Below are 25403 nucleotides of genomic sequence, written 5' to 3' on the forward strand. Positions count from 1 at the left end.
ATGGTAGAGAGCAAAAACAGATGAGCCACTTGCTGATTTTATGAGTAGAAAAACAGATGAATATGAAAGGGAGTGGAAAAATGCAAGAGATTAAACTGTTTAAAATTAAACTTAGAAACTTCAAAGGTATTAGAGACTTTGTTCTTAATGCCCAAGGTGAAAGCGTCGAGGCGTTTGGCGATAATAGTGCTGGTAAGACTACGGTTGCAGATGCTTGGTTCTGGTTGTTATTTGATAAGGATAGTAAAGAAAATTCTACTCAGTCATTTGATATCAAGACATTGGACAAGCAAGGTAATGTGATTCATGGACTAGAGCATGAGGTTGAAGGAGTTTTGCAGGTTGGCGGTAAGAAATTAGAGCTCAAAAAGGTCTACAAAGAGAAATGGACTAAGCAACGTGGATCAGCTACTAAGAAGTTTACTGGACATACTACTGATTATTTCATTAATTCAGTTCCAGTTAAGAAAAAAGAATATGAAGCTAGAATCGACGAAATCATAGACGAGGATATTTTTAAGCTACTCACTAATCCGAGTTACTTCAATGAGGAATTGCATTGGAAGGATAGGAGAGAGATATTAATTGAAGTCTGCGGTGATGTAACTACTGAAGATGTAATCAGTCAGAATGAGCAACTGAGTAAGTTATCTGATGTACTTAGTGATCGTAGTCTAGAGGAGCATCAGAAGGTTATTCACTCTAAGCGGAAAGAGATCAATAAGGAGCTTGAGAAGATACCAATTCGGATTGATGAAGTACAGCAGTCAATGCCTGATATCTCTACTCTTAATAAAAAGAACATTAGAGCGGAGATTGAAGGGCTTAAGATGAGAAAACAAGCTAAAGAAAAGAAGTTGAACCAGATCAAGAATGGAGGACAAGCTGCAGATATAAGAAATAAGATAGCTGAAATCAAAGCTGAAATGGCAGAGTTTAAGAATGATTTTAAAGCTGAATATGATAATCTTATCGAAACTAAGCAGCAAGAGTTAGAAGAGGCACGGGAAGAGTATCGTGAAGCTATGGGAGAGTATAACGATACTGAATATCAGATTATGAGGCGTAAAAGTCAAATTAGCACTCTTGAAGATAAAATGAAAAACCTAAGGAGAAAGTGGCATGAAGAGAATGATAAGCAATTTAAAGCTGATCACCAATGCCCTGAATGTGGTTGTGAGTTCTCAGAAGACATGGGGATTGAAGAGTTTAACCTAGAGAAAGCAGAAAAGATAGAAGAAATTAACCACCAAGGTGCAAAATTGAAAGAGGAGTCAGAGAGCAAGAAAGAGCAATTATCTAACTTCAAATCAAAGTTGAAAGATCTGGAGGAGAAAAAGAAAGAGAAGCTACAATTTTCTGACCAGATCAAAGAAGAAATCAAAGGACTTAGACAGAAAACTCAATCTTACAGAGATAACGGTCAATATAAGCAGTTGCAAGTTAAGAAAAAAGAGTTAGAACGCAAACTAGACAATCTATCTCAAAGTAAGCAAGAGGACATCAGCGAAGTCAAATCAGAGATTAATCAGATAAAGACTAATATAAGGCAACTTAATCAAAAACTAGTTAAATTTGAGCAATCTAGACAGTCTAAAAAGAGAATTGAAGAGTTGAAGCAGAAAGAGAAAGATCTTGCAGCTGAATATGAAAAGATGGAAGAACAGTTGTACCTTACTGAAGAGTTTATTAGAACCAAGGTTGATCTGTTAGAAGAGAAGATTAATGAGCAGTTTGAATATGCTGAATTTAAGTTGTTTGAGGAACAGGTAAACGGTGGACTCAAGGAGGTTTGTGAGACTACTTTTGATGGAGTACCTTACGGATCAGGACTTAATACTGGAGCACAGATTAATGTTGGGCTGGATATTATCAATACACTTTCTGCCCACTACAATTTCAAAGCTCCAATCTTCATAGATAATGCCGAGAGTGTAACAGAAATTGCTGATATTGATTGCCAGATGGTTAAGTTGATAGTTAGCCCTCACCATAAAGAGTTGTTCATTGTGAGTGAATCTGACTTAGTTGATGATAGTTTAGGGGTGACTAAGCTTAGAGAAATCGCCAGTTCAGTTGGCGTTAGAAATTATAGTCAGTATAAGAAAGATGAGCTAGTCGAGCAGATTAATAAGCAGATTAGGCTTGGAGAAGAACCAGAGCTTGAGGAGGTGATTTGATGTACGTATATGTAAGAAGCGAACCGAACTTATGGACAGTTGGTTTTTATGATCCAGAAGGAGAATGGAACCCAGAAAGCGACCATGGGTCTTCAGAAGAAGCAGCAAAGAGGGTGCATTATTTGAATGGTGGAAACAAAAACAAACAGGAGGATGATAATAATGAGTAAGAATGACAAAGGAATCAAAATTAGCCTACAAGAGTATATTGAATTGAGGATAAGAGACTTGAAGTTGAATTTTTTAGAATTAGGCGGAGTGGATAATTGGTCTAATTATGGGGAAGCGTTGTATCCTTCTTTTGGCGATTCAAAAGACTATGATGAGGAAGCTAGAGAGCTAGAACAGATCATATTAAATAAATATATGGAGGCTGATAAAAATGAGTAATAATCAATTAGCAATGGTTAAGAAGGATACTGTTGATGTAGTCGCTGAAAGAGTTAGAGAATTTAAGGAGTCTGGGGAGATTGATTTACCTGCAAATTATTCGGTTGAAAATGCTATGAAGTCAGCTTGGTTAGAGTTACAGAGCACTAAGACTAAAAATAAGAAGCCAGTTTTAGAAGCGTGTACTAATGATAGTATAGCTAACGCTTTACTTGATATGGCAGTTCAAGGGTTAACACCTGCTAAAGATCAATGTTACTTTGTCGCTTATGGTAATAAGTTAGTTTTGATGAGGTCTTATTTTGGTAGTATGACAGTAGTTAAGCAGGTAGCTGGTGCAGAAGATGTTAGAGCACAACCAGTATTTAAAGGTGATGATTTTGAGTACGAAGTGAAACGAGGAACCATTACTAATGTCGAGCATAAGCAGACTTTAAAAGGTAAGTTAAGTGGCAATATTTTAGCTGTATATTGTGTAATTACTTTTAAAGATGATCGACCAGATTATATTGAACTAATGACTATGGATCAGATTGAAAATGCTTGGTCCCAAGGTCAGACTTACAGAAAAGGTTCCAATGGCACTCATCAAAAGTTTGAAGAGGAGATGGCCAAGAAAACAGTTATCAATAGAGCTTGTAAGAAGTATATTAACTCTTCAAATGACAGCAATATCTTAGCTGAAAGTTTCAATAGAGCTGGTCAAGCTAAAGCTGAACAGGAAGTAAAGCAAGAGATTGAGGAAAATGCTAATTCAGAAGTGATTGATGTTAGCCCTGAAGCTGAAGAAGAAAAAGAACAGATAGAAGAAGATAAGCAAGTTGAGCAAGAAAACCCTGAACCAGCTTTTGTAGATACTGCTAAAACTATGAATATGGAGCAGACTGGAACCGAAGGACCGGCGTTTTAAGATGATAGAGATTAAAAGTTTTGCTAGTGGTTCAACTGGCAACTGCTACTGGGTCAGCGACGGGGTAACTCCCGTCCTGATCGAGTGCGGTATAAGCATTCAGGAGATCAAAAAGAAGTCAGGATTTAGATTGAGTGAAGTTCAAGGGTGTTTGATCAGTCATGAGCACGGTGATCACATTAAGTCTGCTGTTGATGTTGCTGGAGCTGGGGTTGATTGTTACATGTCAGAAGGCACATTTAACGGCTATGGTTTTGGTTCTCATAGAATAATTTTGCTTGACGATATAAAAACAAGCGACAACAGAAAGAAATACAAGTCTTTTAGGCTGGGATCTTGGATTGTACAACCTTTTGAAGTGGAACACGATGCAAAAGAGCCTGTTGGTTTATTTTTAGCTAGCCAGACAGGAGAAAAGTTAGTTTATATTACTGACAGTTTTTATTCAAAATATCGTTTTAATGGATTAACTCATATCATGGTTGAATGTAACTATGCACTTGATATATTGAACGAGAATATCAAGTCTGGTAGAGTTCACCCAGCACAGAAAAAGAGATTACTCAGGTCGCACTTTAGCCTTGAGAATGTTAAAGACTTCTTGGAGGCTAATGATTTGAGTCAAGTTAAAGAGATATGGTTGCTGCATTTAAGTAGTAGAAATAGCGACGAGCAAAGGTTTAAGAGAGAGATTCAGCAATTGACTGGAAAGCCAGTTTACATTGCTTAGGAGGTGAAGTTGTGAGTCAAAAAGGTTGGATTAAACTGCACAGGAAATTGGACGAACATTGGCTCTGGGAAGAAGGGGATTCATTTGATAAAAGGTCAGCTTGGATTGACATATTGCTTATGGTTAATCATAAGAAAAAGAAGGTTAATCTTGGAAATGAACTATTTATAGTTGAGCCAGGAGAGAAAATAACATCAGAAAGAAAACTGTCTGAGCGTTGGGGTTGGTCAAGGACTAAAGTTAGGAATTTCTTAAAATTACTAGAGAGCGATGGGATGATTGAAGTTGAAAAAACCACTAAAAAAACCACTATAAAGGTATGTAATTACAGTACTTATCAAAAGAACGGAAACATCAAAAAAACCACTAAAAAACCAGAAGAGAACCACGAAAAAACATCAAAAAAACATCAAAAGAACACAAACAAGAATGTAAAGAATGTAAAGAATGTAAAGAATGTAAAGAATGTAAAGAAAGATAATATAGTGCGTCCAGTAGAATTTAATAAAAATCAGGATTTAGATTTTCACCCTAAATACAATGAGTTGATTAACTATGCTAAACAGAAAACTATGACAGCTCAACTTAACCGTGAATACTCGCTCAATGAAGATCTTAACAAATATGGAGAGCAAGTAGTCAGAAAAGCAATAGACTTAGCTGTTTTAAATCAGAAATCTAAAGACGCTTATAGACGTGGTGACCCTAAGAATGGAGTTGATATTTCTAGTTATAGGTTTATTCAATGTTTTATTGAAGAAGCAAAAGAAGTTTTGGGGGTGAATGGAAATGGAAGAGATTGCTCAAGCGATAAACAAGATCACGAAGAATGTGAAAGTGACAGAGTCCAGCGAGAAATTGAAAAGCTTATCGAGTCAGGGGAAGTGTCCTTATGACCGTTGTGGAGGTACTGGGTTTGATGTTATAGAGGTTGATGGTAAAGAGGTTGCTGTTGAGTGTGAATGTCGAGAGCAAAGACTGTTGTCTAATAAATTAGAATTTGCAACTATCATCGATGAATTTCAAAACACTAGGATTGATGATTACAAGACAGATAGTCAGCATTACAAAAAAGATAAATCAATCCAGAGGGCCAAGATGTGTAAGAAATCAGCTCAGTCTTATGTTAATCGATTTGAAGAGATGAAAGGCAAGCGAAAAGGGTTATATTTCTATTCACAGATGGCTGGTAGCGGAAAGACAATGCTTGTCAGTGCAATTGGAAATGAGTTGATACACAAACATAAGGCTTCTGTTAAATTTGCTACTGCTGGAGATTTGCTTAATGCTATAAGGTCAACTTACAGCAATCCTGACCTTAGCTGTCATGATCTGATAGATGCAGCTAGAAAGGTTGAAGTGTTGATATTAGATGATATGGGCCAACAGTCAATTAAATCAGATACCAATGATCACTTATTTGATATTCTTAATCACAGGGTTAATCGAGATGTAGTGACTATTTTTAGCAGCAACTGCAAGATTGAGGATTTGCCTTATAATTTCAGAATTAGAGACAGGATCACTAAGATGGCTATACCGATTGAATCTCCTAATGAGTCAGTTAGGAAAAATTTGGCCCAGCAGGAGAATGATGAACTACTTAGGGACTTGTTGGTTAGCAGGGGTGATAAACAATGATTTTAGAAACTTTCATTGAGAACATGGCTGAAAAAGTAGAGTGCCCAGTTTCTGGTGGAATTGTTTATGTGTTCGCTTACGAGTTGCTAGAGAAGATGAAAGGTCACGGTTATGATAAGATTCCAGAGGATATGACAGGTAAAGGCTGTCGCTGGAGTTATGAATCCAGAGGGCCAAGGTGTAAGAACTTAAAATGGCAGGAAAAAGATAGATTAAAGTGTGATCCTCCACTTGAAGATTTGCAACAAAAACTATTTTAAGGGGTGGTTAATTTGTTAAGATTATTAACTGGCATTATAGTTCTGTTTTTTGTAATACCATTATTAATCGGGGTTGGAAGAGAGTTTAAGGAGAAGAGAAGGCAGGGTAAAGGTGGGGAACTTGATTTAACAGGTAGCAAGTTTTGGGATGTTGATTAACTTCTAAACTGGTGGGATTCGACCAGTTTGAATACTGCGGGCCAACTCGCCTGGACAACGACTGGCTGGCAGATACCTCCTCTCAAGCGGGCCAAATAAAAAAAGAGGGGGTGATCCTCCACTAATTTAAGCTACTGGCCCGCAAAAAAACATATTAAAGGAGATGGTTAAAATTAGTAATTTTCATTTACAGTTAATATTGATGCCTATATTAGTTTGGTTCCACTGGATTGGAACTGAAGGGACTTGGTATGACAGGATAATGGTTTTGTTGTTAGCAATTAATGTAGTTGCAAGTAACAGGTAATACAAACAAAAGGAGATGATGGGTAAATGATTATAGGTAAGTGGTGCAAAGATTTTGAAGGGTTAATAGATTTAGATAGTTGCGATAATTGTGAAAAGTGCAAAGAGAAAGGGGATGATGAATAGATGGATGACAAGGTTACTTATTTCATAGTTGATCCTAGTAAAAGAGATTTTGAGAAAGCTTTGTTCTGGGTTGTTGAAGGGGATATTGAAAAAGCAAAAAGGATGGCTATTCAAGATGGTTTAGATATTTATCAGATGGACAAAGAAGGAATAATCAAAAATATAACTTTTGAGGTGATGAACAATGATGAATAAAGTAGTATTAATTGGTCGCTGGACGTCAGATGGAGAGTTAAGATATACGAGCAATGGAAATGGTGTATATAACAACTCATTAGCAGTTGAAAGGCCATACAGCAAAGATGATGAGGTAGATTTCATTGAGGTAGTGGCATGGCGTAAGTTAGCAGAGAATCTAGCCAACCATTCAGGAAAAGGTAGATTAGTTGCAGTTGAAGGTTCTATGAAGCAGGAGCGATGGGAGAATGATCAGGGACAGAATAGAAGCAAGATTGTTGTTAATGCAAATAATGTTAAGTTTTTGGATTGGCCAGACAAGGATCAGAAGCAGAGTGACAATGAGGGGATAGATGTTCCTTTCTAAAGCAGTCGAATTCGACCAGTTTAGGGAGTGTTGCCATACTAAAAAAGAGGAGATGAGTAGTAAATGGAAGTTAAAACTAAAGAATACCTAGAAAAAGAAGTTGCAATGTTAAATAAATGTGTTAATGAATTTATTAACGGACATTTAAGCGACAAACATAATGGCTGGATATTTTATAATATAGTTTCAATAATGGATGATTTCTATAACAATGAAGAGATACCAGTAAAAGGGCAATGTAGTGGATGTGGAGTTCATGTCACTTATTATAGGTCAACAGGAAATGACTGTCCCGCTTTAAGTTGCCCTGGCAAAATAATAGTAAAAGGAGATGATGAAAATTAGTATAGAGTTGAAAATCAAAAGTTGTTTTCCAGAGCGGTCGACACTAGAAGAACAGATTGACAAAGTGGAAGAAGAGTCTCAAGAACGGAAAGAAGCAAATACTTATCTTCATAAAGCAGAAGAGGCTTTACATGAAGCGACTGCACTTGTTGGACTAGCTTTGTTGTTAATGAGAGAGAATTTCAAGGAAAACTGTATTGACACGACAGATGAAGATATTGAGAGGTATTTACAGGAGGAAATCATAGACAAGCGATACGGAGAAAAACAGATAGATTTTGCAGAAGGGAGAGATTAAAATGGCAAAATATTTTACCGCTGGTATTGAACAAGTCGAGGAGTACGCTGCTGAAGTAATCAAGGAGGACTTTGAAAAGTTATCTAATATTAAGATTGGATTTCAATTTAGAGAAGAAGCAAGAAGTAGTAAAGGTCGTCAGGTTTATGCTTCTCCTAAGAAGATACCTAACAAGTTGCATAATTTTGTTGATTATGACCTGATAATCACGATAGCAAAAGACATTTGGAGCACTGTTGATGCTAGATCTAAAAAAGCAATATTAGATGATATTTTTAGAACTATCGAATTAATACCTAAAAAAGCAGAAATAGAAGGCTTCCCAAGGAGAGTTGCAGAGGATTACTGGTTACTGTCAGATGGTAGAAAAATAAAAGGAAGAATTGAAGCATATCAGGAGCAAGAAAAAATATCAGACTATGACATTAAGATTTACGATCATAAAATTCAAGCTGATCCTGAAAATTATTCAAAGTATGGAGCTTGGAGAAAAGACTTGAAGCAAATGAGTCAAGCTGTTCAACAAACTAGCATGAATTTCAAGAGAGCTGAAGGATAATGGGTTATGCTAATAGAGGTCAAGGGTTAGAAGATATGATTGAATTAAGCAACGAGCAATATTCAATGCAAGGGAGGGCTCAGGTCAACAAAATCCCTGAGCCTGTAAGTCAAATTAGCAAGATAGATAGGCGAGGTCATTTTAAGGCTCATTACGCCAGAAAGTCCATTGTTGACTTTTTAGGAACTTACAAGGGTCATAGTATAGCTTTTGACGCTAAGGAGACGAGCGTGGCAACTCGCTTTGATTTAAGCAATGTTAAAGATCATCAATATACTTACTTAACTACTCATGTCAGTTGTGGTGGAATTGGATTCTTGATCGTTTGGTTTAAGGAGCAAGATGAGAAGTATTATTTACCTTTTGAATTGTTGGATCGCTACTGGCAAGGGCAGTTCAGGGGTGGGAGAAAGTCAATTCCTTACGAGAAGGTTGCTCAAGAGAAGTATAGAATTGGAAGCCATGGTTTGATTTTGGTTGATTATCTGAAAGTGATAGAAAGTGAGGTGATTTGATGGCTAATATAGTTGATAATGTGCTGGAAGTGGTTGGTGAGTTAGAAAGAGCTAATCCAATTGCAATTAAAATTTCAATGAGTCCATTTACAAAAGAGATGCTAAAGACTGGAATCATAGAACTTGATAGCGATAGGATGGATGTCAAGCAACTAAGAGGGCTGGAGATTTACAATAAAGAGCTACCTGGCGGATTAGCAGAAGTTGAGTATTCAGATGGCAGAACAGAATTAATCGAAATATTTTAGAGGAGGTTGTAGGATGGATGGATATAAAAGAAAGGGTGAAAGGTCATAGGCTGATAGCAACTGATCATTTTAAGGCTAGATTAGTAGAACGAGAGATAGATCCGAATGAGATTTATTATATTCTCAGAGACAAGTACAAAGAGCTAAGGTTATTCTGTTTTTGCGGTAAGGTTATGTATTCAAGTGAGAGGTTGAGTTTAGTACTTAGAGTTACACCTGGTGAGTTTATCTTAATTACTGTGATGGACTTTAGCCCAGAGAAGCCAAAAGATGTAATGGTGGTTTAAAAATAAAAAAGACAGGCTCCCGCCCGTCTCCTAAGCTATAGACAAGCTTATTATATCATATCTAGGGAGGCGGGTAAAGGTGGGAGCTAAAGAATACAAGGGTTATTACAGCAGAGTGGTTGGGGAACTTTTAAAATACAGAGAATATAAGCAGAGGTTAAAAGTTATCCAGTATGAGTTAGATTCAAAATTAGATACTAATAGTGCAATTAACTATGATAGTCCTGGAGTTCAAACAAGTAATATTTTTGATTCAACTTTCGAAGCAGCAATTGATAGGTTAGAGAGTGATCTGGCTGATGAGTTTAGAGAGAAGTTTGATATAGTTAATTTGATAGAATTTGCTATTGCTGGGTTGAGTCCGATAGAAGAGCATGTTATCAGAGAAAAATACTTATCAGGCAGAAAAAAGGCTGATGTTGATATTTATAAGACTCATAAGTTTAAATATGGGAAAGATAAATATTACGATATTAAAGATGAAGCAGTAGAGAAAATAGCTAGGATTTTAGGTTATATATAAAATCAGAGTAAATTCAGAAAGAATTCCGAAAGATTTCCGATACATTGAGCTTAAAAGTGTGGTATAGTGTTAGTAAGTGAAAGTTTCAAAGACAACGCGTCCAGAGGTGGGCGTGTTTTATTTATTTCAAAAACAAATCTCATAGAAACTCAAGGAGGTGGGCCAACAATGTGAGCTACTCACAAAAAGAGTACAAGCAGATGAAAGAGCAGATTAGAATATCATCTAATTGGGATGAAGAGTACATCGATCGAGTAGTTGAGGTGTCGCTTGAGAAGGGTTATCCTATCTGTGGTGCTAAAGCAAGAAGCACTGGCTCACCTTGCAAAAATAGACAGTCTAAAAATGGTCGTTGTAGAGTGCCACAACATCAAGGAGGTAGCGGGCCAACTAATCCAAATAAGCTGAAGAAGAATAAAAATGCAGTTAAGACTGGTGAGCATGAAACTATTTGGCTTGACCAGCTTGATGAAGAAGAGGTAAAGCTATTTGATTTAATACCGGTTGATGTTATGAAGCAGTTAGATGAAGAGATTAAGCTGACTACTTTAAGAGAACGTAGGATGCTTAAGCGAATAGCCAACTTGGCTCAAGCTGACTTTACAGAGGTTGAACGAAAGTATAGGGAAGGTGTTGGCCCTGAGGGTAAGGTTGACATCAAAGAAGGTAAAGAGTTAGCTGCACTGGGCCAAATTCAAGATATAGAAGAAGCTCTTACAAGAGTGCAGTCCAGGAAAGCTCGTCTAATAAGCATCAAGCATAAGATTATTGATGGTGATGATCCAGGCAAGGAAAAAGAGGTTGCTAACTTCTTAAGCAAGCTTAGAAAGAGTGTTCAAGATGGCTCTTGAGGATTTATACCATGAAAAGCAACAGGAAGTATTAAGATATGCCTGGAATAATGACTTTTTTATGTTGATCAATCATGGAGCTAAGCGATCAGGTAAGACAAAAGTTGATAATGATATATTTTTAAGCGAGCTACAGCAGGTTAAAGAGCGGGCTAAAGGTGTTGGGGTTGATAATCCTCAATATATTTTGGCTGGTACCAGTATTGGAGCAGTTAAGCGGAATGTGTTGAATGAATTAGAGAATGATTATGGCTTAGAAATTAACCTAGATAAATTCAACACCTTCAACCTGTTTGGTGTTGATGTGATCTGCTTTGGTCATGAGAAGATAAGCCATTTGAAGAAAATAAGAGGGATGACTTCTTTTGGTGCTTATATCAACGAGGGTACGATGGCTAACGAAGAGGTATTTGATGCTATCAAGTCCAGGTGTTCAGGTGAAGGGGCCAAGATAGTAGTCGATACTAACCCTGATCATCCTGAGCATTATATCAAAAAAGATTACATTGACAATCCGAATATAGCTGACTTTCATTGGGAGTTAGAAGATAACACCTATCTAAGCGACAGATATATAGCAAATATCAAAGCATCTACTCCACAAGGGGTATTCTTCAAAAGAAACATTAAAGGGCTTTGGGTGATGGCTGAGGGTGCTATCTATGAGAATTTCAACAAGGATATACATTACATCAGTCGCCACGAGTTGGCCCAGAAGAATATTATTCGTTATTGGGGTGGGATTGACTGGGGTTATGCTGAAGGTCATGCTGGGGTAATAGTTGTTGTTGGTGAAGATGATGAGGGTAACTATTATTTGATTGAGGAGCATTCCAGAGAGAAAGAGGATATAGATTATTGGGTCGAAGTTGCCCAAAGGATGTCTAAGCGTTACAAGGGCATCTATTTTTATGCTGATACTGCTAGAACTGAGCATATCGATAAAATGATAGCTGAAGGGATTAATGTTCTGTATGCAGATAAATCTGGCGGGTCTGTCTTAAGTGGTATTGAATTGATTGAATCGCTTTACAAGACTGATCGACTGTTTATTGTTGAAGATAATGTTGATAGATTCAAGAAGGAAGTTTATATGTATATCTGGGGGCCAGATGGTAAGCCAGTTGATAAATACGATAATGTTTTAGATGCTTTAAGATATGCACTTTATACTGAACTAGGCGATGCAGGCGTGATTATATATGACATTTAGTAGGAGGTGAAAAATTTGAAAATTAGCGAGTTAACAACTGCTGAATTGGTTGAAGAGTTAGAGAAAAGAGAAGGTGTCAAGGTAGCTAGTGTTGGCCCGGAAGGTGAAGTGTCAGTTGATATTGATGATGAAGCAGAACCGATCGATACTACGCATTGGATAGACGGGCCAACCAAGATTGTGATCATTACAGACTAGCCTTGCTAGATTGAGAGGGGGTGAAAGATGGGTTTTCTTAGGAATGCACTAAACAAATTATTCAATAAAGGAGTTAGTATCATTCAAGGTATTAACCCTTTTTCTTCTCAAGAGTACATCAGTAAAATATATGAAAATCCAAGCTTTACACTAGCTGAAGAAAAGAAAACCAAAGCTCTTAAGGCGGTTGAATGGGGAGTATTTAAAGATACAGGAGATGGAGGGAAAGAAGAGGTTGAAAATCACACTCTTTCACCTATCTTTGAAATGCCTAATGGCAATGTGACTTGGGGGGAGTTTTTAGAGCAGCTAACAATCTGGTATGATGCTCAAGATAATGGGGTGTTGCTTGAAAAAGTTGAAGGAATACCAGGAATGAAGCCAACTTTACATCTTTATAACCCTGAAAATTTTACTGTTGATTATACAGGAACTAAAATTAACAAGATTACTATTTCCAATCCTAATCGAGTTATCCAAGGTGATGAACTAGATAACTTCATGTGGATCAAGCAGGTGAACAGCTATCAAGGTATGGCTGGGGTTGAATATGGAACCACTACTCAAGGATATAGCAACCAGAGAGGAATGGCTCTTTTGGGTAGCTATGTTTACAATGCCTGGGACTGGAATAATAAGTTGGTGAAGAAATCAGGGAAGAGGTCAGGGATTATCTCAAGCGAAAAACCTTTGTCACCTGACACTCAAGAGATGATTAGGCAAAAGTATGAAGCTATGAATACTGGATCGGACAATATAGGTAAACCAGTAGTTGCAAGCGGTAAGTTAAAGTTTGAACCTTCTGACGTTGATCCTAAAGACAGTGATTGGTTAGGCGGTGAAAAGACAGCACATGAAAGGATTTGTATTAGCCTTGGTGTACCACCTGAGTTAGCTGCAGCTGGTGAATCTACTTACGAGAACAGAAAAGAAGCTAAAAAAGAGATGTATTATTCAACTATTATCCCTTGGTGCAAGGAATTGTCAAAAAGGTTTAATTATTTCTTAGATGATTGGCTACAAGATGGAGAAGCTATTGACTTTATGACTGATTCTATTCCAGCATTACAAAATGATATAGCTGAGACAATTAAGTCGCTCGATCCACTCAAAAATAGGGTAACAGTTGATGAATATAGAGGAATTGTATCTGATTTAACTGATTATGATTTACCTGAGATTGGCGGAAAGTTAGGGGCCAAGATATTGGTTTCTGCTTCAGATGCTACACTTGATGAGTTAACTCAAGATATAGAGCCGACTAAGGATGTGGAATAATGAGTAGTGCAACTGTTAGAAGAAAGAGGTTAAGCAGATACTCACAAAGGTTGGCCCTCCAGGAGAAGAAAAGATTTGCTGGAGTTTTTGAATGGTTGGCCCGTAAGATTGAGAATGATAATAGCGATAAATTTGCTGATGGTTTTGAGGTTGACTATGATGGCTTTAGCGAAAGGATGAAAAATTCTTTATTAAGGAGTTATGAAAAGACATCTTATAGGTTCTCAGATTATATTAGCAAGTTATTTAACTTCGATCTAGATAATGATGAGATTCGAGCAGTTGCTAATCAAGCAGTTAGAGAGTATAGTCAAAAACACGCTGCTAAAAAGGTGCAAAGTATTACAGAGACGACTAGAGAGTTGATTAATAATTTAGTCACTAAACAGCAGCAGGAAGGGCGTAACATAAGGGTTATAGCTAATAATCTAGTTGAGAGAGTGGAAGATATGTCAGATGCTAGAGCTATGACTATTGCCAGAACTGAGACAAGTATTAACTTGAGCAATACTAATAATTTGACTGCTTCTAAAGCTGGAATGAAGAAAAAGACCTGGAGGCATGTTGGTGCGGGCCAAGACCACAGAGAAAACCATAAGGCTTTAGATGGCAAGACAGTCAAGATTCATGAGCCTTTTGATTTAGGAAATGGAATTACAGCTATGTATCCGCATGATCCAGAATTGCCACCAGGTGAGGTTATTAATTGTTATTGTATAGTTACTTATTCTTAAGAAAGGAGTGGTTTGGTGGATCCGGAGGAGAAAGAAGAGTTTTTAGAGTCGCTAAAGCAAAAAGATATAGATCCAAACTCGAAACTTAACTTCGGCTGTGATTTAGAGCAGTTTGAAGAGACTGACAGAACTGGAGAGTTTGAAGGGTATCTAGTTAAGTATGATACTGAAAAGTTGGCCAAGGGTATGTTCAGGTTTTCTCCTGGTAGCATGAAAGTTAACGAAGGAGAAGTAATAGCAGCACTTTATCACCATAATGAACGTGGTAAGATACCAGTTGGAGCAATGGTTGGTCATGAGGATGAGGAAGGATTTAAAATTAAAGCTAAATTAGATTTATCGAAAGATGATGAGGGGAAATACATCAATCAAGAAGCTGCTAAATTATATTCTCTAATGACTAATATGGGTGATATGAATTTACAGTTTGAGTTAAGTGCTGGAGGTAGAGTTACCAAAAGAGAGATTGCTGAAGATGAGAAAATGGGTAGAAAATATATTTATATCAAAGAGTTTAAAGCTCGAGAAGGCAGTATAGTAATCAAAGGTGCTGTTGACGGGGCAAAGATTGAAAATGTATTCAGTGATATAGATTTAGAAAATAACAAGGGGGATGAAAACAATATGGATCCAGAAGAAATCAGACAGATGTTCCAAGAGGAATTAAAAGCGATTGAAAGAGATATGTTCTCTGCTAAAACTGAGGAAGAATTACAGGAGTTGGCCCAAAGCTTTGAAGATTTTGAAGCTAAGTTTGATGAAGCTCAAGAAGAGATTGGAACAGAGTTTGAAGAAAAATTTGAGAGTATCAATGAGGTAATTAAGACTCTTAAGAGCAATTACACGCCAACTGAGAAAGAATACAATGAAGCTGAGCAGATTAAAGCAATATTTGAAGCTGCTAAAAAAGATGAAGATACTATCTTCAGTGCTGATCAAGAGTTTGCTGCTCAAACTTCTAGCCATGATTCAGGAGTTAAGCCAACATTTATCGAGAGAATTTTAGAGCGGATTCAAGAAGCTAATCCAGTATTACAAGATATTGAGTTTATGAGTATTACTGACAACAGCCTATTTATTCCAAGAGAAATGCTAGGGCTCCCAGATACAGGGTGGGTAGGAGAAGATCCAAGTGAAGATCCAAGAGAGGAAACTGATGTCACTAAATTAGATGATGTTGAGATTGACTTGCATCAATTATATGCACTTCCTGTAGTTTCTAATAAGTTCCTTGCTACTAACTTTGTTCAGTATTTACCTTTCTTGATGAGAAGAGTAGAGTATGCTTTATCCTTGGCCCTTGCTAATGCTGTGTTCAATGGTACAGGAGATAAACAACCTTTAGGTATCTTACAGGATGAGAATGTAAATCAAGAGGAAACTATTGATTTAACTACTGGTGGAGACGAAACAGAAGATGATAAGTTTGCAGATAAGATTATTGATATTTATTATTCTGTAAGAAGTGAGATCGCAAGCCAAGCTAAGTGGTATATGAGACGTGAAACTTGGGCCAAAATTTCTAAGCTCAAGAATGAACGTAAAGATTTCTATATCACCGACCTTAACGATGGGAACCAGCGAACTTTAATGACTCGACCAGTTGAGATTGTAGAATCTGATGGTTCTGGGCTTAAGCCAATTGAAACTGCTGAAAATGATGAGCATGTTATGGTATTTGGTGACTTTGCAATGGGTATGCAAGGTATCCAGAATAACAACTTGAATATTAGAATTGAAGATAGAGTAACTACTAAAGGTTTCACTAAGTATTACTTAGAGAAGTTATTAGGTGCTGGAGTGCAGCTTCCTGAGAGGTTCGTTAAGATTAAAGTTGCTAAGGATACAGAGTAATAATTAGCTGAGGGGGTGTGGAGGGTGTTGACCCTCCTTAACTTATGCTTGATATAGAGTTTGCTAAGAAAATGACAGAGATTGAAGATGAGGAAGTTTTGCAGTTTATGATCGATGCAATTATTAAGAAGATAGAACGAATTATTGGTTATTCGTTGGCCCGAGAGGAAAGAACAGAGTATATAAAAGGCGTTAATACTGAATATCTGTGGTTAAAAAGAAAGCCAGTTAGTGAAGTAGCTGGTATTATTTTATTTAATGAGGAATTGACAGAAGATGAATATCAGTTAAGAAGTCCAGAAGATAGACCTTATTTGAAGTTGAAGGATAGAGTTGTACCAACTTCAGAGGAAGCTGAGGTCACTTATACAGCAGGTTTTGAATCTGGAGAGCTTGATTCTGATATAGAGCTATTAATATTCAACTTAATCAATGACTTTAGATCTAATCTGGAGGATGGAGATATTAAAAGCTATAGTTTTGCTAAGATATCAGTTAAGTTCACTTCTTATATGGAAAAGCAGGAAAATCTATATAGCCAGATTACAGAAGTATTTGGAGTGGTTATATGACAGTTAGAGTTGAGGATGATGATAAGAAGTTAGAGCAGTTATTTAAGGAATTGGAGTATTTAAGTTCTCATGTGATCCTTGTTGGTGTCCTGGCAGATGATAAAGCCGATACTGATGATGAAGTAACTGTTAAAGATTATGCTATTTGGCTTGAATTTGGTGACAGGGAGTATAATGTTCACTATCCACCAAGACCATTCTTTAGAGAAGCTACTCAAACTGAAGAGGCAAGGGACAAAATTGAAGATAAGATGGAAGAGGAATTACAACAGGTTATTGACCTGAAGAAAACTGCCAAACAGGCTATGGATGCTGTTGGCACCTATGTGCAAGGGCTTGTTCAGGAGAGTATTTTAGATGGTGACTGGGCTGATAATGCTCCTGCTACTATAGCTATAAAAGGCAAGAATCAACCATTAATCCAAACGACAACCCTTTTGAAGTCAATTGATTATGAAATTAAGAAAAGGAGTGAGTTACAAACATGAAAAGGTTAAATCTAGCCAGTTTTGGGATTGCTAAAGATGGGCCAAATATGATTATCAGATTAGCTAGACATGTTTCTAGTTTAGAGGAAGTCATATTGAAGCAACAGAAAAAGATTGAGTTGTTGGAGAGTGAGTTGGAAGTTGATTCAGAACTAGAGCTGATGAAAGAGAAAGCTGAGGAGTTAGGGATCGACTTCCCACACAACATCAAAAAGGAAACGTTGGCCCAGAAGATTGAGGAGAAGTTAAAGGAAGATGATACAGGAGGGGAGTGATCCGCTTGAGAAAACTTAGGTTCGGCAGGATAATCAAGAAACATACTGCTCCAACTAAGGTAATTAAGCAAGGCGGTTATTTTGACGGGCCAAACTGGATTCCTGGAGAAGAAGTAGAGTATATTGCTGATTTAGCTCTATTTAATGTTGGCCCTGAGGAAGTTGAGTATTATCAAGGTGGCAAATATAGCACTCAGGATATTAAAGTATATGCTGTGGAGGGGTTAACTGCCAAGAATGTAGATACTGGGGAAATAGAGCAAATTGAGCTTGAGAAAGAAGATATCATTGTAGATCAAGGCAATACCTATAAGATTGACTCGCAGAATCCTAGAACTAGACACTCTGATTTTAATGAATATGCAGCTGTTAAGCAGGTGGTGGAGAATGACGATTGATTTAGAAGGTTTTAAAGATGTAATTTGGCAGCCTATCAGTGACTATACAGGTGTTCCACAATTGCTTAAGGCTAATCAAGAGGTGCCTAAAAAGAGGTATAAATACCCTAGGATACTTTATTACTTTTTGACCAAGGGAGAGCAGGTCAATAATCGTCTGATTGAAACTAGAGAGGTAGTTGAAAGCGAATCAGAGGACTTTGAGCATGATATACTACACAAGTTTTATCTGAACCCGCAAATGATACTATCATTCCAAGGTTTTGGGCTTAAAAAAGGGCAGGTTTTGCCTTATATGCAGAAGTTGGCCCAGTGGTTTCAAATCAGGAAGTTAGGCAAGGAGTTTTTGCGTGATTATGATTGTATAGTTAGGAATGTTAATCAGATTGATGATGTAACTACTACTCTTGATAAGCAGCACGAGGAAAGGCTTAATCTTGATATTGAATTACAATTTGAGGATGTTGTTGAAGTCAGAATTGATACGATCGAAGAAATTGAAATTAATGGCAAGAAAATAGACTAGAGAGGTGATTAATTTGTCTGATATTACAGTTAACTTGATAGATAAGACTGGGGCAGTCAGTCAAGCTGGGTTTGGTCTTATATTAGTTTTTGACCCATCACAAGATCAAGAATATAAAGAAGTAGAAGGAACAGACGACTTAGAAAATTATAGCTCAGATGATTTGTTGTATAAAATAGTTGCTAGAGCATTTGAGCAGGACATCACACCAGATAAGGTTGCAATTTATGGCGTTGATATGGAAGTTGCAGAAGGAACCATTGGAGATGAGTTAGACAATCTAGTAACAGAAAATGACGACTTCTACTGGGTAGGTGTAGCAAGTAGAGAAGATAACGACATTCAAGATGTGGCGGACTGGTCTAGTGCTAATGGTAGAGTGTTCATTGGCCAACCAGACTGGCAATCAAGTGTAGAAGATATTGAAACATTAATGGACAACTTTGATAGTGATAGAATTGCTATCTTTGCTCATGATGGTGGGCCAGCAGGAGACGAGCCAGCCTTTGATGGTGGAGTGTTAGGATATTTTGCACCACTTAACATTGGAGATTATACTTTCAAGTGGCAGACGATTAACGGTGTCCCAAGGACAAGTTACTCTACAACTGATATTAGCAACCTAACTAATGAAGATGTTAATGCTAATACTTATAGGCGTAAAAGTGGAGTTAATTATGTCATTGAAGGAGTAGCAAGTGATGGTAGTTTCTTAGATATTAGGGTTATCAAAGACTGGTTACAAGCAAGATTAGAAGAAGATATACTTCAGTTGATGACTGGTGATTTGAAGATTGCTTATGATAGTTCTGGGATTGATCAAATTGAAAGTGTTATCAGAGCTAGATTAAAGAACGCTTTCAACAATGGCATTATTGCTCAAGATGAAGATGGGGAACCAATGTTTAGTATTGATACACCCACCAGAGATGATGTTCCAACTAATGATAGGGCCAACAGAATACTACCAGATGTCGAGTTTGAATTAACATTGGCTGGTGCGATCCATGAGGTTGAAGTAACTGGTGTCATTTTAGCCTAGTAAATAATTAAGAAAGAGGTGATACAATTGGCTAACTACAATACAGATTTAGTAACGGTAATTGTTGATGGTTTCATAGTAACTGGGTTTGCAGATGGGACTTATATTTCTTGTGGTAGAAATGAAGATAAAAGAGAGTTTGAGGTTGGAGCTCAAGGTGATGTTGTTGTCGTTGAAAATGCTGACGACACAGGTTTTTTCAATTTCACTTTACAGCAAACTTCACCTGCTAATTCAGTTTTAAGAGCTTTGTTTAAATCAGGAGCAAGTTTTGCAGTTTCAGTTAATGATCCAAATGATAATTCAGCTAGTTCTTTTGCTTCCGAGTGTTATGTTGCTAATTTACCAGATAACGAGAAAGAAGAGGGGTCTGGCGATAGGGAATGGGAAATATTAGCTGCAGACTATGAAGAAATTTAATAGGAGGGTTATAAATGGCTAAAAAAGGCGATCAAAAAGATGTGACTATTAACGGGAATGACTACAAGTTGCAACATCCAGGAATGACTTGGGTTTTTAAAACCCAAGATGAATGTAAGAATAGATTTGGTGTCATGATGGAGCATGATCTCATAAAAGCTTACTTGTCTGATGTTGTTGTTGTGCCAAACAAAAAGAATATGGATGATTTTGAAGGTGGGGAATTGCAGGAGCTGATTAAAGAGTGTAGATCCTTTCTTGGAGGCAAGCTACTATAAAGAAGAAGATGGAGTAAGAAAAATTGATTATGACAAGTATGAAAGGGAAGTTAAAAACAATCCTGGCATGCTTCAATTCTGGCAATTAGTATTCGAAGGTGGGATTGATTATGATACAGTCGACTCATTTGACTATGATGAGTTTTTGAGAGCTTATTCGGGTATGAAAGTGATTAATAAAATGAAGGAAAAGAAAGCTAAAGAAGAGATTAACAAATCTAAAAAGTAAGGGGGTGATCACTTGCCTGTAAGAAGTTTGGCATTTGACATAGGATTTAACACTGCAACAGACCAACTAGCAGGGGCCAACTCTGCTGTAGATGACATGAAGATTGGTGTAGTTGATACAGAAAGTAATATTAACAGTATGGGTGATGCTACTGATACTACTGGTAGCATGATGACTGGTGCTTTTTCTGGAATTAACAATAAAATCAGCGAAGGGATAGGGTTATTAAGTGAATATAAGTATCATATAGCTGGTGTTTTCACTGCTGCATCTGCAGTGATCTGGAATACAACCAGAGAAGCAGCTAGGAATGAAGATACTATTAATAAATTCAGATCAGTCTTTGGTGAATTTGCAGATGAAACCCTAGACTGGGCCAACGATTACTCAGATGCTATTGGCAGATCTACTGCTGATACAGTTGATTGGCTTAATAGCTTTCAAGATGTTATAGTGCCAATGGGATTCGCAAGAGATGAAGCGGCAGGATTATCACAAGACATGGTACAATTAGCAGCAGACCTAGGTTCATTCAATAATATAGAGACAGAGCAAGCAGCTAGTCGCTTACAGTCAGCACTCGTAGGTAATACAGATGCAGTTAGAAGCCTAGGAATACAGTTTAGGGCATCAGATGTTGAACAGAGAGCCTACAAGGAAGGAATAGCAGAGACTGGAGCAGAGTTAACTGACCAACAGCGAGCATTGGCGACTATGAGCATATTCTATGACAGATCTGCCGATGCTTTAGGTGATGCGACTGATACAGCTAGAGATTTCAATAACCAAACGCAAAGGTCAAGCGGTATTTTCAGGGACTTAAGAATTGGAATAGGTGATTTCTTCTTGCCAACTATGAGCAGGATGCTATTTCAATTCAACAATTTATTTTCAGTTGTTGCTAATAATGAGCCATTAGTGCAGATCATATCTGTTATGATTGGCCTTGGAGGTGCTACAACAGGGTTAACATTAGCTACATTAGGCCTTAATAAAGCTTATGGCTTGCTTATGGCTAACCCTGTGTTTTTGAAAGGTGCAGCTATAGTAATTGGTGTAACAGCAGCACTTACAGGATTGTACTTAATAACAGAAGATTTAATTACTGGGTTCAGAGGTGGAGAATCAGCTTTATTTGACTTAGGAGATAGATTCTTAGACTTTGTAGGAATCAACTATGATATGCAAGATATAGTCCAGGGTACTGTTAATTATTTAGGTATGCTAGGAGGAGAAATCAGAGGTTTTGGATCAGGAGTAGTTAGTTTCTTTGGTTGGATACTATCTCCTTTTGTTCAGACCGGTAATCAAATGAACTCATTTGCCAGTTACTTCACTGATGGCATTATAGGAATATTCAGTGGTTTTGTTCAGCGCAAGTTTGCAATGGTTCAAACTGTAGCAGGACTTTTACAAGGTTTGTTAACTGGAGATTTTGAACTATTTAGAGCAGGAGTTGACAACTGGATAGGAGGTCTTGAAACGTCATTAGCAGCATTTCCTAACATATTTACAGCACCAATGGACTTTGTATCTGGCAAGTTTGTTGAATTTCAGAATTTCTTAGGAAGTTTAAGTCCGATGGAATCTTTAGGCAATGCTATCCAAAGTGGATTAGACACTTTACCCGGGCCAATTCGAGGAGCAGCTAATCGAGTTCTTGACTGGATGGGTGGAGACAGTGAAGCAACTGAACCTGTAAGCTCTCAACCTGTCAATACTCCTAGTTTTGATGTTGGTAACTTTGATATGGCAGAAGTTGAAGCAGCTAACGAATATGATATGAGGCAGGTTAGAGAAACAAGTCAAACTATATCTAGATCAGAAAGTACAACAGTTAATGATATAGACTTTGGTGACATCAACCTTGATGTAGGAGAAGCTGAGAATGCAGATGAATTTAGGCAGATAGCAAGAAAAGAGATAAGAACATGGTTGAAAACAGAACTGGCTGCAATAGTGACATAATCACTTTTTTATTATATAATATATGTAAAGGAGTGATTATATGGAAGTTTGTCCTAAGTGCAACCATAAAGACAAATGGAAGTGGAGCAAGATTAAGATTTTCGGAGCAGGGGTTTTATTAGTGCCATTCTCGCTTACTTTATTGATAATACCACTATTAGGGTGGATTATAGCACCTTTTACAGCTTTATTAGGTTTGTATATGATTGTCATATCGCCATTCCAACCTAGTTTTTATGTTTGTAAAGAGTGTAAAGTTAGATGGCGAGTTGATGGCCAAAAGATGAAAAAATATGGCTTGTTTGGTGAAAAAGTAGATTATGTATAGCTATAAGCACTCGAGAGGGTGCTTTTCTTATTTTAGGAGGTGATCAGGTGGGCCAATATGGAGATATAGAGTTCAATATAATCAGAGAAGAAAACTTGACTCTTGATAATAATATAACTCAGCATCCAATTGAGGATCAGGTTGATATAAGTGACCATATAGAGAATGAGCCAACAAGGTTGAGTGTAGATATTACTGTAGTTGGTGAGGAAGCAGAAGAGATAAAAGAAGAATTAAAGGCAGTTGCTAGGTCAAAAGAGCCACAAGATTACTTTGGGGTTGAGCAGATTGAGCCATATGAGAATATGGTTATAGTCTCGCTTGATATTACAACTAACTCTGAGGTGTCTAATGGTTTTCGAGCCAGCATGACCCTCCAACAGGTTAGGTTGGTAGAAGCTGATACTATAGAAGTTGACCTTGGCCCAGATCCTGTCACTGGCACTCAGCCACAAGAAGGTGAAGGAGAGGTTGAGGTTAGAGATCCTGAAAGCGATGACGTAGATGAAGAAACCGTAAGTAGCATACTTAATGACTTGCTAGCTCAATTTGGCGGTGATGATGATGCAGCTTGATTACTTGCCGATTGACAAAAGCGAGCTTAAGAAGCAGCCAGAAAGATTTGCTGTCGAGTTAGCGGGTGATAATTATGTTTTTGTGGTCAGATGGAACGAAGTAGGCGAGTTTTTTGCTTTTGATATGTACGATGATGAAGGCGATCCGCTTCTGTTTGGTAGGAGAATAACTTACGGAGTAGATATGCTAGCAGATGTATTAGAGTATGTAGATATAGTCCCAGTTGCAAAGTCTGAGGGGGCAGATGTTGAAAGGAATGGAATTACTTTTGATAATTTTATGAATCAAGTTAAACCATATATATTTGAGCGTGATAACAATGACTGAGTTGTTTAATCGCAAAGTAGAGTTGCAAATTAGAGATAAGATAATTCGATATCCTGATTTACACATCGAGTTTGAAACTGAATTTGATGTTGATAGTGATGCTAATAATGGTTTCATCAGAGTGTATAATCTATCAAAATCAACTATCAATGATATAAAGAAAGGTTTACCTTTTAAGCTCAAAGCAGGATATAAAAATAACTTTGGCACGATAATGGTTGGTAGTATAGCTAGCTCAAACACCGAATGGAATGTTCCAGATAAGATTACAGAGTTAATTGTTTCTGATAACTCTGAGGACTGGTTAAGTAAGACAGTCAATAAGACCTGGAGGAAGAATACTAGGGCCAGCACTATAATGAAAGATATTGCTGACTTGTTGCCAATTGCAATTGGTGAGATTGCTCCTGTGAATGATAATCGATATCCGAAGGGCAAGACCTTCAGCACTAAAATCAAGGTCGCTCTAGAAGAGCTGGCAGCCGATACTAACAGTAAATTTCATATTAGCAGAGGTAGGTTGTTCATTAGAGAACCATTGAAGGGTAAACAGGAAGTGGTTAATCTCAACAAGGATACTGGATTGATAGCTACTCCGCAAAGAATTGAAGATGGCGATGAGGAAAGATGGCTGGTGCAGTCATTGCTTAATTATAGAATTGAATCCGATAGTGTGATTAATGTGGAAAGCAAGTCTATTAATGGTTTATATCTAGTGAAGGGTGGTAGTCACTATCTAGCAGGTAATGACTTCTATACCGAGATGGAGGTGGTCGTAATTTGAGCGATACTATAAGAGATATAGTGGAAGCTATGTTGGCCCAAGAGTTAGATGATTTGAATGTTGCTTTGCCAGCTAGAATATTGAAATATGATTCTAGTAAGCTGCGGGCAGATGTGGAGTTATTAGCAAAGAAAAAATTAGGAGGAGAGCATGTAACTATTCCTCCAATATTAGAAGTTCCAGTCTCTACATTGAGAGCTGGAGCTTTTGTAATTGTGCCACCTTACGCTAAAGGAGATGTAGTCCAAGTGTTGTTCAATCAAAAAGCACTCGATAGTTTACTTATAACAGGAAAGCCAGCAATCCCATCAAGTCCAGAAGGTGTAGAATATAAGCGAGAATATAGCCTTGATGATGCAGTTATAGTCGGGGGTTTGCAGATTGATCAAGCTAATGACCTGCCTGACGTTGGAGAAAATTTGTACATTGGTAATATAGATGGAAAAACAAAGGTTGAGATGACACCAGGAGGACAAGTGATAATCACTTCTGATGATGTCAAGCTAGGCGGAGAAGGAGCAAGCGATGCTTTGGCTTTCCTTGATGAGCTCAATAGTTTGATAAACACTTATAATTCCCATACTCATGTAGCACCAAGCGGAACTACTAATGTTCCTACTCAGACAGAAAGCACTAAAATAGGAACTAATAAGGTGGTGGCAGAGTGAGAGGGCTCAAGTTAGAAAGTGGAGATTTAGTTGTTGCTGATAATGACTTGGAGTTAGTAGACGGGCCAACAGAGCTCCAACAAAGGATTAAACTAGCACTGTCAATCAATCGTGGCGAATGGTTTCTTGATCTTAATGCAGGAGTGCCTTACATTGAATTAATGCGACAGAAAGGAACTCAGGAGCAACTAAAAAGAGAAGTTGCTAAGGTTATTGCTAGTTTTGATGAGGTCGAGGAAATAACTCAGCTTAATATGAATTATGATGGTGCTAACAGGTCATTAGTGGTTAACTTTTCAGCTAAATTAGAGAATGGTGATGAAATAGAAATTGAAATCGAGGAGGTGGTTTAAATTTCAGAACAATATGGAGTAA

The 25403-nt window shown here is 37.5% G+C and carries 40 protein-coding genes; all 40 read left to right on the forward strand.

Annotated features, from left to right (window positions below; all coding sequences use genetic code 11):
• Nucleotides 1-80 precede the first annotated feature (80 nt).
• The 40 genes from ACKF5P_RS04005 (at nt 81) to ACKF5P_RS04200 (ending at nt 25381) form a co-directional block, all read left to right on the forward strand.
• On the forward strand, nt 81-2180 hold the full coding sequence (locus ACKF5P_RS04005) for an AAA family ATPase (RefSeq protein ID WP_408956201.1): 2100 nt from the start codon (nt 81-83) through the stop codon (nt 2178-2180).
• The gene (locus ACKF5P_RS04010; RefSeq protein WP_408956202.1) at nt 2180-2350 is read left to right on the forward strand and encodes a hypothetical protein; all 171 of its coding nucleotides are present in this window, start codon (nt 2180-2182) and stop codon (nt 2348-2350) included. Before ACKF5P_RS04005 ends, ACKF5P_RS04010 begins: the two co-directional genes overlap by 1 nt.
• Nucleotides 2343-2570, forward strand: a complete 228-nt coding sequence (locus ACKF5P_RS04015; protein ID WP_408956203.1) for a hypothetical protein — start codon at nt 2343-2345, stop codon at nt 2568-2570. The genes ACKF5P_RS04010 and ACKF5P_RS04015 overlap by 8 nt, the downstream gene beginning before the upstream one ends.
• On the forward strand, nt 2563-3480 hold the full coding sequence (locus ACKF5P_RS04020) for a recombinase RecT (protein WP_408956204.1): 918 nt from the start codon (nt 2563-2565) through the stop codon (nt 3478-3480). Before ACKF5P_RS04015 ends, ACKF5P_RS04020 begins: the two co-directional genes overlap by 8 nt.
• 1 nt (nt 3481) lies before the next feature.
• Entirely contained in the window at nt 3482-4210 is a 729-nt protein-coding gene (locus tag ACKF5P_RS04025; RefSeq protein WP_408956205.1) for an MBL fold metallo-hydrolase, read from the forward strand.
• Between the two features lie 11 nt (nt 4211-4221).
• On the forward strand, nt 4222-5106 hold the full coding sequence (locus ACKF5P_RS04030) for a hypothetical protein (protein WP_408956206.1): 885 nt from the start codon (nt 4222-4224) through the stop codon (nt 5104-5106).
• Entirely contained in the window at nt 5069-5851 is a 783-nt protein-coding gene (locus ACKF5P_RS04035) for an ATP-binding protein (RefSeq protein ID WP_408956207.1), read from the forward strand. The genes ACKF5P_RS04030 and ACKF5P_RS04035 overlap by 38 nt, the downstream gene beginning before the upstream one ends.
• A complete protein-coding gene (locus ACKF5P_RS04040) occupies nt 5848-6111 on the forward strand; it encodes a hypothetical protein (RefSeq protein WP_408956208.1) in 264 nt (87 codons plus the stop codon). Before ACKF5P_RS04035 ends, ACKF5P_RS04040 begins: the two co-directional genes overlap by 4 nt.
• A gap of 12 nt (nt 6112-6123) precedes the next feature.
• A complete protein-coding gene (locus tag ACKF5P_RS04045) occupies nt 6124-6270 on the forward strand; it encodes a hypothetical protein (protein ID WP_408956209.1) in 147 nt (48 codons plus the stop codon).
• A 432-nt stretch (nt 6271-6702) separates the two neighbouring features.
• Nucleotides 6703-6897, forward strand: coding sequence for a hypothetical protein (locus ACKF5P_RS04050; protein WP_408956210.1), 195 nt, complete (start codon nt 6703-6705; stop codon nt 6895-6897).
• Entirely contained in the window at nt 6887-7246 is a 360-nt protein-coding gene (locus ACKF5P_RS04055) for a single-stranded DNA-binding protein (RefSeq protein ID WP_408956211.1), read from the forward strand. The genes ACKF5P_RS04050 and ACKF5P_RS04055 overlap by 11 nt, the downstream gene beginning before the upstream one ends.
• A 63-nt stretch (nt 7247-7309) precedes the next feature.
• Nucleotides 7310-7591 (forward strand): hypothetical protein, encoded by a 282-nt coding sequence (locus ACKF5P_RS04060; protein WP_408956212.1) that lies wholly within the window; start codon nt 7310-7312, stop codon nt 7589-7591.
• A complete protein-coding gene (locus tag ACKF5P_RS04065) occupies nt 7581-7889 on the forward strand; it encodes a hypothetical protein (RefSeq protein WP_408956213.1) in 309 nt (102 codons plus the stop codon). The genes ACKF5P_RS04060 and ACKF5P_RS04065 overlap by 11 nt, the downstream gene beginning before the upstream one ends.
• A gap of 1 nt (nt 7890) precedes the next feature.
• Nucleotides 7891-8448: a putative metallopeptidase gene (locus ACKF5P_RS04070; protein ID WP_408956214.1), complete on the forward strand. Its 558-nt coding sequence runs from the start codon at nt 7891-7893 to the stop codon at nt 8446-8448.
• A complete protein-coding gene (locus tag ACKF5P_RS04075) occupies nt 8448-8963 on the forward strand; it encodes a Holliday junction resolvase RecU (protein ID WP_408956215.1) in 516 nt (171 codons plus the stop codon). Before ACKF5P_RS04070 ends, ACKF5P_RS04075 begins: the two co-directional genes overlap by 1 nt.
• Nucleotides 8963-9211, forward strand: coding sequence for a hypothetical protein (locus tag ACKF5P_RS04080; protein WP_408956216.1), 249 nt, complete (start codon nt 8963-8965; stop codon nt 9209-9211). The genes ACKF5P_RS04075 and ACKF5P_RS04080 overlap by 1 nt, the downstream gene beginning before the upstream one ends.
• Before the next feature lie 17 nt (nt 9212-9228).
• The gene (locus ACKF5P_RS04085) at nt 9229-9498 is read left to right on the forward strand and encodes a hypothetical protein (RefSeq protein WP_408956217.1); all 270 of its coding nucleotides are present in this window, start codon (nt 9229-9231) and stop codon (nt 9496-9498) included.
• A gap of 79 nt (nt 9499-9577) precedes the next feature.
• Complete coding sequence (locus ACKF5P_RS04090; protein ID WP_408956218.1) at nt 9578-10021, forward strand: ArpU family phage packaging/lysis transcriptional regulator; 444 nt, start codon at nt 9578-9580, stop codon at nt 10019-10021.
• Between the two features lie 170 nt (nt 10022-10191).
• Nucleotides 10192-10872, forward strand: coding sequence for a hypothetical protein (locus ACKF5P_RS04095; RefSeq protein ID WP_408956219.1), 681 nt, complete (start codon nt 10192-10194; stop codon nt 10870-10872).
• Nucleotides 10862-12085, forward strand: a complete 1224-nt coding sequence (locus ACKF5P_RS04100; protein WP_408956220.1) for a PBSX family phage terminase large subunit — start codon at nt 10862-10864, stop codon at nt 12083-12085. The genes ACKF5P_RS04095 and ACKF5P_RS04100 overlap by 11 nt, the downstream gene beginning before the upstream one ends.
• Before the next feature lie 15 nt (nt 12086-12100).
• Nucleotides 12101-12283 carry a BC1881 family protein gene (locus tag ACKF5P_RS04105; protein WP_408956221.1) on the forward strand — a complete coding sequence of 61 codons (183 nt, stop codon included), beginning with the start codon at nt 12101-12103 and terminating at the stop codon, nt 12281-12283.
• Between the two features lie 27 nt (nt 12284-12310).
• On the forward strand, nt 12311-13561 hold the full coding sequence (locus ACKF5P_RS04110) for a phage portal protein (RefSeq protein ID WP_408956222.1): 1251 nt from the start codon (nt 12311-12313) through the stop codon (nt 13559-13561).
• Nucleotides 13561-14295 (forward strand): phage minor head protein, encoded by a 735-nt coding sequence (locus ACKF5P_RS04115; protein ID WP_408956223.1) that lies wholly within the window; start codon nt 13561-13563, stop codon nt 14293-14295. Before ACKF5P_RS04110 ends, ACKF5P_RS04115 begins: the two co-directional genes overlap by 1 nt.
• 15 nt (nt 14296-14310) lie before the next feature.
• Entirely contained in the window at nt 14311-16149 is a 1839-nt protein-coding gene (locus tag ACKF5P_RS04120) for a phage major capsid protein (RefSeq protein ID WP_408956224.1), read from the forward strand.
• Nucleotides 16150-16220: 71 nt separating this feature from the next.
• The gene (locus tag ACKF5P_RS04125; RefSeq protein WP_408956225.1) at nt 16221-16721 is read left to right on the forward strand and encodes a hypothetical protein; all 501 of its coding nucleotides are present in this window, start codon (nt 16221-16223) and stop codon (nt 16719-16721) included.
• The gene (locus tag ACKF5P_RS04130) at nt 16718-17209 is read left to right on the forward strand and encodes a hypothetical protein (protein WP_408956226.1); all 492 of its coding nucleotides are present in this window, start codon (nt 16718-16720) and stop codon (nt 17207-17209) included. Before ACKF5P_RS04125 ends, ACKF5P_RS04130 begins: the two co-directional genes overlap by 4 nt.
• Nucleotides 17206-17484: a hypothetical protein gene (locus tag ACKF5P_RS04135; protein ID WP_408956227.1), complete on the forward strand. Its 279-nt coding sequence runs from the start codon at nt 17206-17208 to the stop codon at nt 17482-17484. Before ACKF5P_RS04130 ends, ACKF5P_RS04135 begins: the two co-directional genes overlap by 4 nt.
• Before the next feature lie 5 nt (nt 17485-17489).
• Nucleotides 17490-17882 carry a hypothetical protein gene (locus ACKF5P_RS04140; protein ID WP_408956228.1) on the forward strand — a complete coding sequence of 131 codons (393 nt, stop codon included), beginning with the start codon at nt 17490-17492 and terminating at the stop codon, nt 17880-17882.
• On the forward strand, nt 17872-18408 hold the full coding sequence (locus ACKF5P_RS04145) for an LIC_12616 family protein (protein ID WP_408956229.1): 537 nt from the start codon (nt 17872-17874) through the stop codon (nt 18406-18408). The genes ACKF5P_RS04140 and ACKF5P_RS04145 overlap by 11 nt, the downstream gene beginning before the upstream one ends.
• A gap of 13 nt (nt 18409-18421) precedes the next feature.
• Nucleotides 18422-19450, forward strand: coding sequence for a DUF3383 family protein (locus tag ACKF5P_RS04150; protein ID WP_408956230.1), 1029 nt, complete (start codon nt 18422-18424; stop codon nt 19448-19450).
• Between the two features lie 27 nt (nt 19451-19477).
• Nucleotides 19478-19870, forward strand: a complete 393-nt coding sequence (locus ACKF5P_RS04155) for a phage structural protein (protein ID WP_408956231.1) — start codon at nt 19478-19480, stop codon at nt 19868-19870.
• Between the two features lie 14 nt (nt 19871-19884).
• The gene (locus ACKF5P_RS04160; RefSeq protein WP_408956232.1) at nt 19885-20148 is read left to right on the forward strand and encodes a hypothetical protein; all 264 of its coding nucleotides are present in this window, start codon (nt 19885-19887) and stop codon (nt 20146-20148) included.
• On the forward strand, nt 20129-20377 hold the full coding sequence (locus ACKF5P_RS04165; protein WP_408956233.1) for a hypothetical protein: 249 nt from the start codon (nt 20129-20131) through the stop codon (nt 20375-20377). The genes ACKF5P_RS04160 and ACKF5P_RS04165 overlap by 20 nt, the downstream gene beginning before the upstream one ends.
• Nucleotides 20378-20389: 12 nt before the next feature.
• Complete coding sequence (locus ACKF5P_RS04170; RefSeq protein WP_408956234.1) at nt 20390-22345, forward strand: hypothetical protein; 1956 nt, start codon at nt 20390-20392, stop codon at nt 22343-22345.
• A gap of 40 nt (nt 22346-22385) precedes the next feature.
• Nucleotides 22386-22673, forward strand: a complete 288-nt coding sequence (locus tag ACKF5P_RS04175) for a hypothetical protein (protein ID WP_408956235.1) — start codon at nt 22386-22388, stop codon at nt 22671-22673.
• 47 nt (nt 22674-22720) lie between these two features.
• The gene (locus tag ACKF5P_RS04180) at nt 22721-23248 is read left to right on the forward strand and encodes a phage baseplate protein (RefSeq protein ID WP_408956236.1); all 528 of its coding nucleotides are present in this window, start codon (nt 22721-22723) and stop codon (nt 23246-23248) included.
• Nucleotides 23238-23576 (forward strand): phage baseplate plug protein, encoded by a 339-nt coding sequence (locus ACKF5P_RS04185; protein WP_408956237.1) that lies wholly within the window; start codon nt 23238-23240, stop codon nt 23574-23576. The genes ACKF5P_RS04180 and ACKF5P_RS04185 overlap by 11 nt, the downstream gene beginning before the upstream one ends.
• On the forward strand, nt 23569-24360 hold the full coding sequence (locus ACKF5P_RS04190) for a phage protein (protein ID WP_408956238.1): 792 nt from the start codon (nt 23569-23571) through the stop codon (nt 24358-24360). The genes ACKF5P_RS04185 and ACKF5P_RS04190 overlap by 8 nt, the downstream gene beginning before the upstream one ends.
• Nucleotides 24357-25028 carry a Gp138 family membrane-puncturing spike protein gene (locus ACKF5P_RS04195; protein WP_408956239.1) on the forward strand — a complete coding sequence of 224 codons (672 nt, stop codon included), beginning with the start codon at nt 24357-24359 and terminating at the stop codon, nt 25026-25028. Before ACKF5P_RS04190 ends, ACKF5P_RS04195 begins: the two co-directional genes overlap by 4 nt.
• Nucleotides 25025-25381, forward strand: a complete 357-nt coding sequence (locus ACKF5P_RS04200; protein WP_408956240.1) for a hypothetical protein — start codon at nt 25025-25027, stop codon at nt 25379-25381. Before ACKF5P_RS04195 ends, ACKF5P_RS04200 begins: the two co-directional genes overlap by 4 nt.
• Nucleotides 25382-25403 lie beyond the last annotated feature (22 nt).

This window comes from Natroniella sp. ANB-PHB2 (assembly GCF_046097105.1).
GTDB lineage: Bacteria > Bacillota > Halanaerobiia > Halobacteroidales > Halobacteroidaceae > Natroniella.

Excerpts from the sequence above, each read along its gene's own strand:
- ACKF5P_RS04190 (WP_408956238.1), top strand. The coding sequence starts at position 23,569 with ATGACTGAGTTGTTTAATCGCAAAGTAGAGTTGCAAATTAGAGATAAG.
- ACKF5P_RS04020 (WP_408956204.1), top strand. The coding sequence starts at position 2,563 with ATGAGTAATAATCAATTAGCAATGGTTAAGAAGGATACTGTTGATGTA.
- ACKF5P_RS04050 (WP_408956210.1), top strand. The coding sequence starts at position 6,703 with ATGGATGACAAGGTTACTTATTTCATAGTTGATCCTAGTAAAAGAGAT.
- ACKF5P_RS04065 (WP_408956213.1), top strand. The coding sequence starts at position 7,581 with ATGAAAATTAGTATAGAGTTGAAAATCAAAAGTTGTTTTCCAGAGCGG.
- ACKF5P_RS04185 (WP_408956237.1), top strand. The coding sequence starts at position 23,238 with ATGCAGCTTGATTACTTGCCGATTGACAAAAGCGAGCTTAAGAAGCAG.
- ACKF5P_RS04160 (WP_408956232.1), top strand. The coding sequence starts at position 19,885 with ATGGCTAAAAAAGGCGATCAAAAAGATGTGACTATTAACGGGAATGAC.
- ACKF5P_RS04055 (WP_408956211.1), top strand. The coding sequence starts at position 6,887 with ATGATGAATAAAGTAGTATTAATTGGTCGCTGGACGTCAGATGGAGAG.
- ACKF5P_RS04130 (WP_408956226.1), top strand. The coding sequence starts at position 16,718 with ATGACAGTTAGAGTTGAGGATGATGATAAGAAGTTAGAGCAGTTATTT.
- ACKF5P_RS04080 (WP_408956216.1), top strand. The coding sequence starts at position 8,963 with ATGGCTAATATAGTTGATAATGTGCTGGAAGTGGTTGGTGAGTTAGAA.
- ACKF5P_RS04125 (WP_408956225.1), top strand. The coding sequence starts at position 16,221 with ATGACAGAGATTGAAGATGAGGAAGTTTTGCAGTTTATGATCGATGCA.
- ACKF5P_RS04145 (WP_408956229.1), top strand. The coding sequence starts at position 17,872 with ATGACGATTGATTTAGAAGGTTTTAAAGATGTAATTTGGCAGCCTATC.
- ACKF5P_RS04085 (WP_408956217.1), top strand. The coding sequence starts at position 9,229 with ATGGATATAAAAGAAAGGGTGAAAGGTCATAGGCTGATAGCAACTGAT.
- ACKF5P_RS04075 (WP_408956215.1), top strand. The coding sequence starts at position 8,448 with ATGGGTTATGCTAATAGAGGTCAAGGGTTAGAAGATATGATTGAATTA.
- ACKF5P_RS04070 (WP_408956214.1), top strand. The coding sequence starts at position 7,891 with ATGGCAAAATATTTTACCGCTGGTATTGAACAAGTCGAGGAGTACGCT.
- ACKF5P_RS04015 (WP_408956203.1), top strand. The coding sequence starts at position 2,343 with ATGAGTAAGAATGACAAAGGAATCAAAATTAGCCTACAAGAGTATATT.
- ACKF5P_RS04010 (WP_408956202.1), top strand. The coding sequence starts at position 2,180 with ATGTACGTATATGTAAGAAGCGAACCGAACTTATGGACAGTTGGTTTT.
- ACKF5P_RS04060 (WP_408956212.1), top strand. The coding sequence starts at position 7,310 with ATGGAAGTTAAAACTAAAGAATACCTAGAAAAAGAAGTTGCAATGTTA.
- ACKF5P_RS04135 (WP_408956227.1), top strand. The coding sequence starts at position 17,206 with ATGAAAAGGTTAAATCTAGCCAGTTTTGGGATTGCTAAAGATGGGCCA.
- ACKF5P_RS04100 (WP_408956220.1), top strand. The coding sequence starts at position 10,862 with ATGGCTCTTGAGGATTTATACCATGAAAAGCAACAGGAAGTATTAAGA.
- ACKF5P_RS04025 (WP_408956205.1), top strand. The coding sequence starts at position 3,482 with ATGATAGAGATTAAAAGTTTTGCTAGTGGTTCAACTGGCAACTGCTAC.
- ACKF5P_RS04110 (WP_408956222.1), top strand. The coding sequence starts at position 12,311 with ATGGGTTTTCTTAGGAATGCACTAAACAAATTATTCAATAAAGGAGTT.
- ACKF5P_RS04040 (WP_408956208.1), top strand. The coding sequence starts at position 5,848 with ATGATTTTAGAAACTTTCATTGAGAACATGGCTGAAAAAGTAGAGTGC.
- ACKF5P_RS04175 (WP_408956235.1), top strand. The coding sequence starts at position 22,386 with ATGGAAGTTTGTCCTAAGTGCAACCATAAAGACAAATGGAAGTGGAGC.
- ACKF5P_RS04115 (WP_408956223.1), top strand. The coding sequence starts at position 13,561 with ATGAGTAGTGCAACTGTTAGAAGAAAGAGGTTAAGCAGATACTCACAA.
- ACKF5P_RS04005 (WP_408956201.1), top strand. The coding sequence starts at position 81 with ATGCAAGAGATTAAACTGTTTAAAATTAAACTTAGAAACTTCAAAGGT.